This window comes from Anabaena azotica FACHB-119 (genome assembly GCF_014697625.1).
In the GTDB taxonomy this organism is placed as follows: Bacteria; Cyanobacteriota; Cyanobacteriia; order Cyanobacteriales; family Nostocaceae; genus Trichormus; species Trichormus azoticus_A.
This window is the reverse complement of the sequence record NZ_JACJSG010000020.1, coordinates 96,117-108,735: the sequence shown is the minus strand read 5'-3', so window position 1 is coordinate 108,735 and position 12,619 is coordinate 96,117. Positions and strand designations below refer to the sequence as shown.

The following is a 12,619-nucleotide window of genomic DNA, read 5'->3' as shown; positions in this document are numbered from 1 at the left end:
GGGTAATGGGGACTGGGAAAGCTATTTGTAGGCCGATGCACTGCCCACATTATCATAGCTTTGGTGGGCAATGCCCACCCTACTTTTAATTTTAATTTCCCTCTCAATCTGCCTTAAACAAAGAGGGATCATAAGACGCGCGAAAACACGCCCCAGCCCCTGATAATTAATTCACCTTGAACTTACTAGCAGCTGTTAACAAATCTTGCGCCATTCCCGATAAATCTTGGAAGACAGTAGCAATATCTTGTGATTCAGCAAAAGTTTTATTGGCAATTTCTGCCACATCTTTCATTGAATTAGTCACTAATACAGATTGCCCCATTTGTTTTTGCGTAGCATCAGTAATCTTTTGAATTAGTTGACTAATTTCCGCAGTTGCAGAAACGATCGCATTTAAGTTTTGTCTGGTTTCGCTGACAAAATTCGTTCCTTCGACTACCTGCTGAATCCCGGTTTCCATAGCTACTGCAACTTCTCCAGTTTCCTCCTGAATCTCTTGGACTAATTTCTCGATTTCGATAGTAGCTGCGGCTGACTGGCGAGACAAAGAACGGACTTCATCGGCGACAACTGCGAAGCCTTTACCGTATTCACCAGCACGAGTTGCTTCAATGGCTGCGTTCAAAGCTAGGACGTTGGTTTGGGTGGCGAAGCTACTAATCAAGTTCACCACTTTGGAGATTTTTTGGGAAGATTCACTCAGGCGCTTAATCTTTTTGCTGGTTTGCGCCACGGTTTCCCGAATTGCTTGGATGGCTTGCACTGTTAAGTTCATCGCCGCATCCCCAGATTCAACGGTTTGGTTGGCTTGTTGCACTGCTACCTGTACCAATTCGGCGCTAGATACTACGGCTTGGGTAGAGTCTAGCATCCGTTGAATTTCACCCAAAGCTACATTGATTTCGTCTGATTGTTGTTTGGCTAAGTTATTCAACCCAGCCAGAGAATTGTTACTCTCCATCGAGGTTTGCACCACTTGTTGGGAGGCGGCTTGCATTTGTACGACAAGTTGCCGCAGGGCTTGCAGGGTGTTATTGTAAGCGTCAGCAATTGTGCCTAGTTCGTCTTCGGTGACGGGGGCGCGGACTGTCAAATCACCATTTAGGGCTGGGCGCACAGCTAATAACAGTTGAATGGAACGCTGTTGCAGTAACTCCTTGGCTGCTTTTTCCCGTTCTGCGGCTTCGGCTAGTTGTGCTGACTGTGCTTGTAGTTTCTGGAGATATTCAGTTTGTTGTAATGCTAATCCCAATTGGTCGCCAATTCTTGCTAAGAGGGTGACTTGCGATTCTTCCCATTCACGCGGGCGAGAATTTTGATAAGCTGCGAGTAATCCCCACAATTGGTCGCCAAAGAAAATAGGCACAATTATATAAGCTTTGACTTCAAACTGTTCCAAAATTTCTATATGGCAGGGAGCATGACCTGCTTTGTAGATATCGTTAACAACAAAGTTTTCTCCTTTAGCATATCTACCGCCTTGAGTTTCTTGCAGGTGGGTATCTTCCCACACAGTTTTGATATCTGGTCCTACAAGTTTGACCCAATTTCCACCCGCAGATTCAGCGATGAATTGACCCGTCCAATCAGGATTAAACCGATAAACAGCTACGCGATCGCTCCTTAATAATTGCCGTACTTCTAGGGTGGTGATTTTGAAAATCTCATCCAAATCCACAGCTTGGCGGATGCGGTTGACTAGTTTAGTGAAGGCTTTTTCCTGTTCGGCAATCTGAGCAATTTTCTCAGATTTGACTCGCACCTGTTCTATATAATCTAACTGTGCTTTAGCTAGGCTAAATTGTGAAGCAATTTGATTTAAAAAGTTGACTTCCCAAGGTTGCCATTCACGGGAACCGGAGTTTTGATATGCTGCCAATAAGCCCCATAATTGTTCTCCAAAAAAGATAGGCACAATGATATAAGCTTTGGCTTCAAACTGCTCTAATATCTCAATGTGGCAGGATGCTAAACCTATTTTATAGATATCATTGACAACAAAGTTTTCACCTCTGACATAACGACCACCTTTGGTTTCTTGCAGGTAGGTGTCATCCAGAACTGTTTTAATATCTGGCCCTACTAATTTTGTCCAACCCTGCGCGACTGACTCAGCCACAAATTCGCCACCCCAATCTGGTTTAAAGCGATAAACTGCAACGCGATCGCATCTTAATGCTTGGCGGACTTCTTGAGTTGTAGTTCTAAAAATACTGTCTACATCTGTGGCTTGGCGAATACGGTTAACTATCCTGGTGAAGATTTTTTCTTGTTCAGCAATTTGGACTAGTTGTTCTGATTGCAGGCGTAATTGTTCCAAATATTCTGCATGGGAAATTGCGACACCAAATTGCAAAGCTACTTGAGTCAAAAAGCTAATTTCCCACTCTTGCCAATCACGAGAACTAGAGTTTTGATAAGCTGCTAATAAACCCCATAATTGTTCGCCAGCACATACGGGAGCTATCATGAAAGCTTTGACTTCAAACTGTTCTAAAATTTCCACATGACAGGGCAAATGTCCTGCTTTGTAGATATCGTTGACAGCAAAACTTTCCCCTTGGGCGTAACGTCCTCCTTTGGTTTCTTGTAAGTGGGTATCTTCCCAAACGGTTTTGTGATCGGGAGTGACTAGTTTTACCCAACCATTACCAACCGATTCTGCGATAAATTGACCACTCCAGTCGGGATGAAAGCGATAAACAGCTACGCGATCGCACTTTAATAATTGGCGGATTTCTTGAGTAGTAGTTTGAAAAACTTTCTCGATGTTGGTGATACGTAATATTTTATCAATAACTTTAGAAACAGATTGTTTAGCGAGAGTTTGCAGGCGTATTTGATGTTGAAATTCAAAACTCTGCAATCTGTAGGTTAATTCTGTACTGATTTGCGTCAGGAGAGTAATTTCTGTTTCTTGCCATTGTCTGGGACTGACACAGCTATTCACTACTAGTAAACCCCAAACTTTACCTTCTACAACTATTGGTAAAGCCAAACTAGCTTTGATTTGAAACTTTTCTAAGAGTTGTTTTTGATAAGGAGTTAATTGAATTTGCGTAACATCATCTATTACTATCGGCTCTACATAATCCTTATTACTTTGTAAGCCAAAGGTAATTCCTGGGATGATTTCCCCTAATGTTGGTGTCCAACCAAAGCTTCTAGATTCAGCGACAACAAGTCCAGATTCTGAGGAATTGAACTGATAAATTAACACGCGATCGCTAGATATTTTCTCCCTAACTTTAGCCGCCGTCACTTTTACCAGTGCATCCCAATCTGAAACTTGACGCATCTGGGTGATGATGTCTTGCAGTTGTTGTCGCCAAAGTTTTACCTCTTGTGCGATCGCACTATTTTCTGTACCTAGTTTTGGGTAATTATTAACTAAATTTTGATTTTCCCCAGAAACAACACCAGTACCGACCCATTCATTTTCATTACTATTATGGTACGCAATAGTCATTCGCTTAACCTCAAAATTTTTAAATTAATTGTTGAAAAGTTGCCAATCAATGGTAAATTTATATTTATAGCAGTTGTCAGATAGATGAGGACATCAACTAAGTATGAAAACTGTTTCCTGTCAGCTGCTACAGATAAATAACTTATAAGCAACTATCACTGCTAGCCAGAAATTTAAACTGGGGATTAATTAACTTCAACCCCAAAATGCCAAATTACAGCAGATTGCAAGTAAATAAGGTACACACTTTAATAACAAAGCGATATAACAAGAGAGTTTCAGCCCTGTCTCCTGCTATATCTAGCTAAGATTAATTATGAGTATTCCATATGGGAGAGTGGATAATAGCGCTAGCATCCAAGTTGAACATCATCCGCTCATCGCTGTGAAGAAAGTATCCTTGGAGAAAAGGAGAAATTGATGATGAGAATAACTCAGCAGATGGTGCTTTCATTTGATGATGATCTAGTAACTCTATATCCAGCATTTGTCGGACGAGAATTCCTAAATATTTACCCTCATCTTCTAGCACAATTGCCATCATTTTGGCGAGAAAATTGGCGTTTTGTGATAATGATGGATAGCCTAACATCTCTTCTAAATCGACTAACCACAACATTTCACCGCGCCAATTATACGCGCCTAAAACGCAACTTGGCATTTGGGGAACACCACATATATCCACCAAAGATACAGGCAAAACTTCTGTAATATTATGTAGAGAAATTACTGCTGTATCTTTGACTCCCAAATTAAAGCTTAAAAATTTCTGTTGACTTTCCAAATTTTTACCCTTTAATTTATTGAATATTTATTCTTGACATTACCTAGAGAGCTTTTTGAGCGTTAATTTTAACTCTTCCTGATTAATTGGCTTAGAAAGATAAGCTTCAGCACCTAGCATATTTCCCCAGGTTTTGTCTACATCGCTGTTTTTTGTTGAACAGAAGACAACAGGAATATTACTAGTCTTAGGATTATTTTTCAGTTCTCGACAAATTTCAAAACCACTTTTACCTGGTAAAATTACATCAAGAAAGATTAAATCTGGCTGAGTGCTATCTAATTTTATTTGCGCTTCTTCACTGCTGGTAGCACTAATCACAGAATAGCCAGCCTGTTGGAGATAACGACTCAAAACTTCGCGATCTGTCAAACCATCTTCTATAACTAACGCGGTACTCATAGAATTTCCCTCTCTCTCAAATCCTTCTTAACTTATCTAGCGAAATCAAAGTATGTATTTAAGCCTGATAAACACAGGCTGACATTCTGTTATATTTTGATCCTTTGCGCTTAAATCTGGATCAGAAAAAATACGTATCATTCAGATTTGGGGACTGAAATTTACATATTCCATGCAAATAATTGTGTACCAGATTTAACGATAATTAACCTTGGAGAGTATCTTGCTTGCACCAATCAAATTTTTGATTGGGTCATTAACAGGGACACCTTTCAATGGCACATTTCTAAATGTGTTCCAGGTTTGGCTACGGGTGAAGCTTGCATGGGTAAATACTTACGAATTATACTCATCACCCTATCTGGTGCTACAGGTTTAGTGAGAAAGTCAGTAGAACCGACTACCTTAGCACGGACTCGATCTAAAAGACCATCATTCCCTGTGAGTATCACTACTGGGGTGTTAGCAAAATGAGAAATTCGCCGCAACTGTGTGCAGATTTCATAACCACTAGCGACTGGCATAATTAAGTCTAAGAAGATCAGGTCTGGCTTCTCTTGAATGAGAATTGGTAGAGCTTGTATGGCATCCTGAATCTTGATAAACTTCATCCCGTTGGCTGTGACAATATCCTCCAACATTTTACAGACTTGAGGGCTATCATCTACGCAAGCTATGACAGGAACCTTAGATTTTTTAGGTTGTGCAGGGGTAGGGGTAGCAGGACTGTCTAGAATATTTATAGGCAAATCAGGTAGTTCCACTAATTCAATGATTCCTTTGAGGACGTAGGGAAGCAAGGAACGGGAAACTGGTAAAACATTCTGCTTCATTTTGGCAGATAAATCGCGCAGTGTCGATTTACCATTAATCAAAGTCACAAAGTTCTTGTAAACAGATGGGCTTACCTGTTGCTGGAGTTGTTCTGGTCGGCGAATTATCGGTGCAAAGTCGGGAGAAATATTTGCCAAGCCTGCTGCTGACCACATTTGCCAAGATTCTAGCATCTGTTTCATCGATAGGTCTGCACTCGTGAAACTCATGGGTGTTTCGAGAACGACTTGTTCATTGCGTTCTACAACAAGTGTAGCGCCGGAGGCATCGCCACTTACAGAGATGAAATTACTTTGCTGGGCTAGGTCAAACAACAGTTCAGCTATGGTATTATCGACGATCGCATGAACCTGCTCTCGTTGAATTTTCTGTCTTTTATACAGAATTTCCAGCAGACGATAATCCCAGTAACTAATGGAGATATCTTGCTTGCGTAGCTGCATTTTTTCAACATCAATTTGTGGGCAATGTTGAGCCATCAACCTCCGCCAGCGTCGAAAAGGATGAGTTCCGCCTGCAGCCCAAACTATTCTACCTAGCCGATAATAAAATGTCCATTGATGCCCTTTGGGACTTTTAATATTCAACTGGCCGTTGTACTGGAGTTGGGTACAGGTCTTAAATTCGTTAAGTACGTTATCTGATACCATCGGTTCCGGTAGTTTGTACTTCATATTTGTCATCTAAAAACAGGCTATTAACCTTTTCAAAACCCAAACTAGTAAGCCGTTTATTTTTGCCAGATTTACTGGTCAATAATAATCGTTTGTTTTATAGTTTCACTAACTTGAAATTAAATAATTATGGTATTTAAAGGTAGAAAAAGATATGAATTTTTCAAAATAAATTTCACAGTTTTTTCTTTCACCAAAAATATTTCAATTTTCAATTAGTTACTCTTGCTATTCTTCCACACCCCGAAATAAATATTAATTCATTAATAGTATATTATTTTAGATACTTTTTATTCATTTTATATCCGTATAATTCCTGATTTTCAATCAAGAAAAAGATGTTATCGTTCAGCAGTTTGATTGACTAAGCTAGTTTTGTATCAAACTCATTTTTGCAACAAAAATTAATGTTAATAATTTTTTCATTTTTTTTGCTTGTTTGTCTATCAACTGGATCTCATTGGTATTAACAGGACTCACGCAACTGGCTCTTGGAGTAGGGTGCGTCAGATGTGGAAAATCCTTGGATTTGTACGACATTGTTGGGGCTGACGCACTCTACAGTTAGTTTGATGATGACACTTGCGTAAGTTCTCATTACGTCAAGCAAATATCAAGCACATAATAGTAAGCTGTGAGAACTTGATGATTGACTCAAATTGAACGCAGATAAACGCACAGAGAAGTCTGAGCGGCGGCTTCCGCCGTTGGCGCAGCCCGCCGAAGGCATCAGAACTTCTCCTAAACGGAAACGTTACGCGAACGGTGTAAACGCATATATGCAGTAGCGTACAGATATGCGCTACTACAGATAAGGGATGTGTTGCCAAGATTTTTTGAATTGTTATTAAGATGTGAGATTGTTGGCTAATGCACAAGTTTAGCCTTGCCAGTCCAGTAGGCGATCGCAACTCTTCTGTTGTGATAATATCCGGTTGAGATTGCACCATAAATTGACTATTAAAGTTGTATCAATATAATTTTTATTTTTGTCAGTCTTTCTAAATGTACCTATGCTGTAACCATTTCTGGTACTGAACTAGGCGATGCTGGCTCAAAATGTAACACCATAATTTGCTCTGGACGTAAACCAACAGATTCATAGGTTTGTCCATTGCGTAGGCGTAGCCCGCCGCAGGTATCGCTAAACTCTACTTCAAATGCAGCACCATCAGCTAATATTTCTACGATTGTCCCCACTTGACCACGCAATAAATTATACTCTGCTAAGTCAATCGTGAGTGCTACTATATCTAGAAACTTTGGTGTATTTATACTCATTTTATGTTTTCTACTTATAAGTATTGTTCAGTTAGAACTACGATTTTATTGTTTGCCTAGAGTAATTAAAAATAGTTCGCTACTAAACTCAACATTGATTTACCTAACTAAAACAAGAAACCGAATAATGTCCAATAATTCTAAAAATGGTTACAATGGTAGATTTGTCAGTAATCTTATTGTATAATAGTACAGATGAATTAAATATTATAAATTAGCAAACTCAATAATCATTGAGGTCAAAAAATTATGTCTAGTACTCATACAGGTATTGAGTGGACGGATAAAACTTGGAATCCTACAACTGGTTGTAATAAAGTTAGTCCGGGTTGTTTAAATTGCTATGCAGAAGCCATTACTAAACGTTTTCCTAATAATTTCAAGGATGGCTTTAAGCTAACTTTACATCCAGAAAGGTTAACAGAACCTTTAAAATGGCGTAGTCCCAGTAGAATATTTGTAAACTCAATGAGTGATCTGTTTCACGAAGAAGTGCCTCTTGATTTTATTCAGAATGTATTTAAAGTGATTCAGGCTACGCCTTGGCACATATATCAAATATTAACAAAAAGACCTGAAAGACTGATTGAGTTAGCACCTAATCTAGAATTTTATGAAAATATTTGGATGGGTGTGTCTGTTGAAAATCAAAATTATATCCATCGTGTTGATTATCTTCGTCAAGTTCCTGCCAAGGTGCGTTTTCTTTCATGTGAACCACTGTTAGGTTCATTAAATCTTGATTTAACAAATATTGATTGGGTAATTGTTGGTGGAGAGTCTGGACAAAAACATCGTCCCATGAAGATGGAATGGGCGGAAGAAATTCGCCACCAATGCCAACAAGCAGGAGTAGCATTTTTCTTTAAGCAGATTGGTGGTAGAACTTCTAAAGCTGGAGGTAGATTATTAAATGGACAAATCTGGGATGAAATGCCTCCGGCTTGGCAGGAGCATCAAAATAAGTGTAGTAATTTTACACAACAACGCTCATTTAGAGGAGGAAATTTAGAACTTACGGCTTAGGTGGAAAGGTCACTTTAACTGAATCTGCAAATGTAATTTCACCTTTGCGTTTTTGTCTTTTATTAGCTGGTGGTTCGGCTTTAATTTTTCCCTTAGCTTCCAGACTATTAAGAGCAGCCTTATAATTCTTACTAATATAACTTCTACCAACATTATGCTGCATATAAATCTCTTGCATGGTTATTGTTTGACCTGCAAATGTATCTAGTAGCATTCCTTCTAATTCATCAAGAGGACGGTAAAATTCAAACAGCAAGGGCTGCATATTAGTCGCTGGACTATATTCAAAAGATGGTACACCTTGATTTTGCTCGGAACTTTCTTTTGCCATTATCTCCTTCATAATCTCATAGCCTTTGAAGTTCTTACTGACAAAAATCAGGTGATGGCTAGTCCGGTTTCCGTTTTCATGTTTAAAGCGAAAAGGTAATACATACTTACCACCCATTTCTTGCAGAGATTCGCAAAGCGCTTCTATTATGGTTAACTCTCTTGCTTGTGCTTTAAGTGGGTACAGCTTTTCTCGTAATTTGTCTGCTCTTGTTTTTCCAAATAACGCATCTATATGTTCTTCAACTGCTGCATTACCTAGACCCATATTAATGCGATTATAATTGAAAAAGAAAATACAATCACAGCCCCAGTTTTTGACAACTGAGTTGATAAGTTGTAGTGATAATCCCTTATATCCCCAGGGGTCTACAAAAAATAATGTTGGGACTAAGTTGAGTTGAGCAAAAGCATTAACAATTTTTTCCCCTACTTCAAAATTCATTACGTCAGGCTTATACTTTAACTTTTCAATTCCGGGAATTGTATCTATAGCTTGTTGTAAAGAATTAGTATGTTCAGAATTAGCATCATTAAATAATGTTTTGAGCATACATTGCATATCTGGGTCAGCAATTGCTGTTTCTAAAACTTTGATAGGGGTTGATCGTGAACCATCTTTGTATCTTCCAGGGCCTGCAAATAGGTCTATATAGGCGATTTTATTTCCTGCCTTTTTAGCTGTTGGTATAATTACCTTTGCCCAAGCCCAAAAATATTTTTCCACAATTCTCGCTTTAACTAAGGACTGCTCTTTTTGTTCATCAAAAAAAGAAGAGTTGCTCATACGTAGCTAATAGATGTATATTACCAATATAGTAAATGGTAGATTACTGAATGTCGAGAAATGAAGCCCCCTAGCTTTAGGCTTCATCCCATCTTCTATAATTGATAGAACCTGCATACATAATCTTAGGCATGAAACTGTGACAGAAACTGGAAGCTACAAAGATACTGTAAATCTACCCAAGACGAATTTTGATATGCGGGCGAACGCCATCAAGCGGGAACCCGAAATTCAGAAGTTCTGGGCAGACAATAAAATTTTTGAACGCCTGTCGCAAAATAATCCAGGTGAATTATTTATACTGCACGATGGGCCTCCCTACGCAAACGGCTCTCTTCATGTTGGTCATGCCTTAAATAAAATTCTCAAAGATATTATTAATCGTTACCAACTGCTGAAAGGTCGTAAGGTGCGTTATGTGCCTGGTTGGGACTGTCACGGCTTACCAATTGAATTGAAGGTTTTGCAAAATCTCAAGTCAGCAGAACGGCAAAATCTCACACCTCTGCAATTACGCCAGAAGGCTAGAGATTTTGCTTTGGCTACTGTTGATGACCAACGCCAAAGTTTTAAAAGATATGGTGTTTGGGGCGACTGGGATCACCCATATCTGACGCTGAAGCCGGAATATGAGGCGGCGCAGATTGGCGTGTTTGGGCAGATGGTGTTAAAAGGATATATTTATCGTGGGTTGAAGCCTGTACACTGGAGTCCGAGTTCGCGGACGGCTTTGGCTGAGGCGGAATTGGAATATCCAGAAGGTCACACTTCTCGCAGTATCTATGCGGCTTTTAGAGTGACTGGGTTGGCTGAGGCGGTGAAACCTGTGTTGGGTGAATATTTGCCTGATTTGGGTGTGGCTATCTGGACTACTACGCCTTGGACAATTCCGGGGAATTTGGCGGTGGCGGTGAATGGGGATCTTAACTACGCTGTGGTGGAAGTTTCACGCAAAGATGCGGAAACGCAAAGTAGTTTCAAATACCTTATTGTGGCGGCTGATTTGGTGGAGCGTTTGGCGGCTACTATCTCGGCAGAGTTGACGGTGAAGGCGACTTTTAAGGGTAAGGAGTTGGAACATACTACTTACCGTCACCCTTTATATGACCGGGAAAGTCCGGTGGTTGTGGGTGGTGATTATATCACAACTGAGTCGGGGACTGGATTGGTACATACTGCCCCTGGTCATGGTCAAGAGGACTACATTGTGGGGCTGCGTTATAAGTTGCCTATCCTTGCACCTGTGGATGATAGTGGCGATTTTACCCTGGAGGCGGGAGAGTTTGCTGGGTTGAATGTGTTGGGTGAGGGAAATCAGGCGGTCATTGATGCGCTCTTGGCTGCGGGTTCGCTGTTGAAGGAGGAGGCTTACGCACATAAGTATCCTTACGACTGGCGGACGAAGAAGCCGACGATTTTCCGGGCGACTGAACAGTGGTTTGCTTCGGTGGAGGGTTTTCGGGAGGAGGCGCTGAAGGCGATCGCTACTGTAAAATGGATACCAGCCCAAGGTGAAAATCGTATCACGCCGATGGTTGCAGAACGTTCTGATTGGTGTATCTCCCGTCAGCGTGCTTGGGGTGTGCCAATTCCGGTATTCTACGATGAGGAAACCGGCGAACCTCTGCTGAATGAGGAAACTATCAACCATGTACAAGCCATCATCGCTGAAAAGGGTTCTGATGCTTGGTGGGAATTGTCGGTAGAGGAATTATTACCAGAATCTTACAGAAATAATGGTCGGTCTTACCGCAGAGGTACAGACACGATGGATGTATGGTTTGATTCTGGTTCTTCTTGGGCGGCTGTAGTTAAGCAGCGTCCAGAGTTACGCTACCCGGCTGATATGTATTTGGAAGGTTCCGACCAACATCGCGGTTGGTTCCAGTCAAGTTTGCTTACCAGTGTAGCGGTGAATGATATCGCACCTTACAAAACTGTGTTGACTCACGGCTTTGTTTTGGATGAACAAGGGCGGAAGATGAGTAAGTCTCTGGGTAATGTGGTTGACCCACAAATCATGATTTCCGGTGGGAAAGACCAGAAGAAAGAACCCGCTTACGGTGCAGATGTGTTGCGCTTATGGGCTTCTTCTGTAGATTACACTGCGGATGTGCGTTTGGGTGGCAATATCATTAAGCAACTCAACGATGTCAGGGGTAAGATTCGCAATACGGCGCGGTTCTTGCTGGGTAGTTTGCATGATTTCGACCCAGAAAAAGATACCGTTCCCTTTGAGAAATTACCGCAGTTAGATAAGTATATGCTGCACCGCATCCGTGAGGTGTTTGAGGAGGTGACGGAGGCTTTTGAGAGTTTCCAATTCTTCCGCTTCTTTCAAACTGTGCAGAATTTTTGTGTAGTAGATTTATCCAACTTCTACTTAGATGTAGCTAAGGATAGATTATATATCAGTGCAGTAGATTCTTTCCGTCGCCGCAGTTGTCAAACGGTGATCCACATTGCTTTAGAGAATTTAGCACGAGCGATCGCACCCGTACTCTGCCACACCGCCGAGGATATCTGGCAATATCTCCCCTACAAAACCCCGTATAAATCAGTGTTTGAAGCTGGTTGGGTCAAGGTAGAGGAGAAATGGCATAATCCAGAGTTGGCGGAGTTTTGGCAACAACTGCGTCAGTTACGTACTGATGTTAACAAGGTGTTAGAACAGGCTAGGGTAGAAAAAATGATTGGTTCTTCCCTAGAGGCGAAAGCTTTGATTTATGTCAAAGATGCTAACTCTCGCAACGCCATTGCAACCTTAAACCCTGAAGTTGGTAACGGTGTCGATGAACTGCGTTATCTATTCCTGACATCGCAAGTTGAATTGTTAGATTCTCCTGACAAACTGGAAGATGTGAAATACAGCTTACAGTCTGATAGTTGGGAAATTGGGGTAGTGAATGCAGAGGGGGAAAAATGCGATCGCTGTTGGAACTACTCCACCCATGTAGGAGAATCAGCAGAACATCCCCTACTTTGTGAACGCTGCGTTCCCGCCTTAGCTGGGGAGTTTTAAAACAGTT

The 12,619-nt window shown here is 40.8% G+C and carries 9 protein-coding genes; 2 read left to right on the top strand and 7 right to left on the bottom strand.

Annotated features, from left to right (window positions below; all coding sequences use genetic code 11):
- Nucleotides 1–166: 166 nt before the first annotated feature.
- The 6 genes from H6G83_RS16135 to H6G83_RS16110 all read right to left on the bottom strand — a co-directional run bounded on the left by H6G83_RS16135 (nucleotide 167) and on the right by H6G83_RS16110 (nucleotide 7,447).
- Nucleotides 167–3,472, bottom strand: a complete 3,306-nt coding sequence (locus tag H6G83_RS16135) for a GAF domain-containing protein (protein WP_190474059.1) — start codon at nucleotides 3,470–3,472, stop codon at nucleotides 167–169.
- 310 nt (nucleotides 3,473–3,782) lie between these two features.
- Nucleotides 3,783–4,256, bottom strand: coding sequence for a chemotaxis protein CheW (locus tag H6G83_RS16130; protein WP_190474052.1), 474 nt, complete (start codon nucleotides 4,254–4,256; stop codon nucleotides 3,783–3,785).
- Nucleotides 4,257–4,295: 39 nt separating this feature from the next.
- Nucleotides 4,296–4,658, bottom strand: coding sequence for a response regulator transcription factor (locus tag H6G83_RS16125; RefSeq protein WP_190474050.1), 363 nt, complete (start codon nucleotides 4,656–4,658; stop codon nucleotides 4,296–4,298).
- Nucleotides 4,659–4,930: 272 nt separating this feature from the next.
- The gene (locus H6G83_RS16120) at nucleotides 4,931–6,142 is read right to left on the bottom strand and encodes a response regulator (RefSeq protein ID WP_190474106.1); all 1,212 of its coding nucleotides are present in this window, start codon (nucleotides 6,140–6,142) and stop codon (nucleotides 4,931–4,933) included.
- A 626-nt stretch (nucleotides 6,143–6,768) separates the two neighbouring features.
- The gene (locus H6G83_RS16115; RefSeq protein ID WP_190474049.1) at nucleotides 6,769–7,116 is read right to left on the bottom strand and encodes a hypothetical protein; all 348 of its coding nucleotides are present in this window, start codon (nucleotides 7,114–7,116) and stop codon (nucleotides 6,769–6,771) included.
- A gap of 61 nt (nucleotides 7,117–7,177) precedes the next feature.
- Nucleotides 7,178–7,447 carry a DUF4926 domain-containing protein gene (locus tag H6G83_RS16110; RefSeq protein ID WP_190474047.1) on the bottom strand — a complete coding sequence of 90 codons (270 nt, stop codon included), beginning with the start codon at nucleotides 7,445–7,447 and terminating at the stop codon, nucleotides 7,178–7,180.
- 249 nt (nucleotides 7,448–7,696) lie between these two features.
- Between H6G83_RS16110 and H6G83_RS16105 the strand changes: the two genes are divergently transcribed.
- A complete protein-coding gene (locus tag H6G83_RS16105; RefSeq protein ID WP_190474046.1) occupies nucleotides 7,697–8,473 on the top strand; it encodes a DUF5131 family protein in 777 nt (258 codons plus the stop codon).
- Here the strand turns inward: H6G83_RS16105 and H6G83_RS16100 are convergent.
- Nucleotides 8,463–9,590, bottom strand: a complete 1,128-nt coding sequence (locus tag H6G83_RS16100) for a three-Cys-motif partner protein TcmP (protein WP_190474044.1) — start codon at nucleotides 9,588–9,590, stop codon at nucleotides 8,463–8,465. The genes H6G83_RS16105 and H6G83_RS16100 overlap by 11 nt on opposite strands.
- A 139-nt stretch (nucleotides 9,591–9,729) precedes the next feature.
- On the opposite strand from H6G83_RS16100, the gene ileS reads away from it, so the two are divergent.
- Nucleotides 9,730–12,612 (top strand): isoleucine--tRNA ligase, encoded by a 2,883-nt coding sequence (gene ileS / locus H6G83_RS16095; RefSeq protein ID WP_190474042.1) that lies wholly within the window; start codon nucleotides 9,730–9,732, stop codon nucleotides 12,610–12,612.
- Nucleotides 12,613–12,619: the final 7 nt, after the last annotated feature.

Bases quoted from the DNA above. Each gene is read 5' to 3' on its own strand.
- H6G83_RS16135 (WP_190474059.1), bottom strand. From the start codon at position 3,472: ATGACTATTGCGTACCATAATAGTAATGAAAATGAATGGGTCGGTACT.
- H6G83_RS16125 (WP_190474050.1), bottom strand. From the start codon at position 4,658: ATGAGTACCGCGTTAGTTATAGAAGATGGTTTGACAGATCGCGAAGTT.
- H6G83_RS16120 (WP_190474106.1), bottom strand. From the start codon at position 6,142: ATGGTATCAGATAACGTACTTAACGAATTTAAGACCTGTACCCAACTC.
- H6G83_RS16115 (WP_190474049.1), bottom strand. From the start codon at position 7,116: ATGGTGCAATCTCAACCGGATATTATCACAACAGAAGAGTTGCGATCG.
- H6G83_RS16110 (WP_190474047.1), bottom strand. From the start codon at position 7,447: ATGAGTATAAATACACCAAAGTTTCTAGATATAGTAGCACTCACGATT.
- H6G83_RS16105 (WP_190474046.1), top strand. From the start codon at position 7,697: ATGTCTAGTACTCATACAGGTATTGAGTGGACGGATAAAACTTGGAAT.
- H6G83_RS16100 (WP_190474044.1), bottom strand. From the start codon at position 9,590: ATGAGCAACTCTTCTTTTTTTGATGAACAAAAAGAGCAGTCCTTAGTT.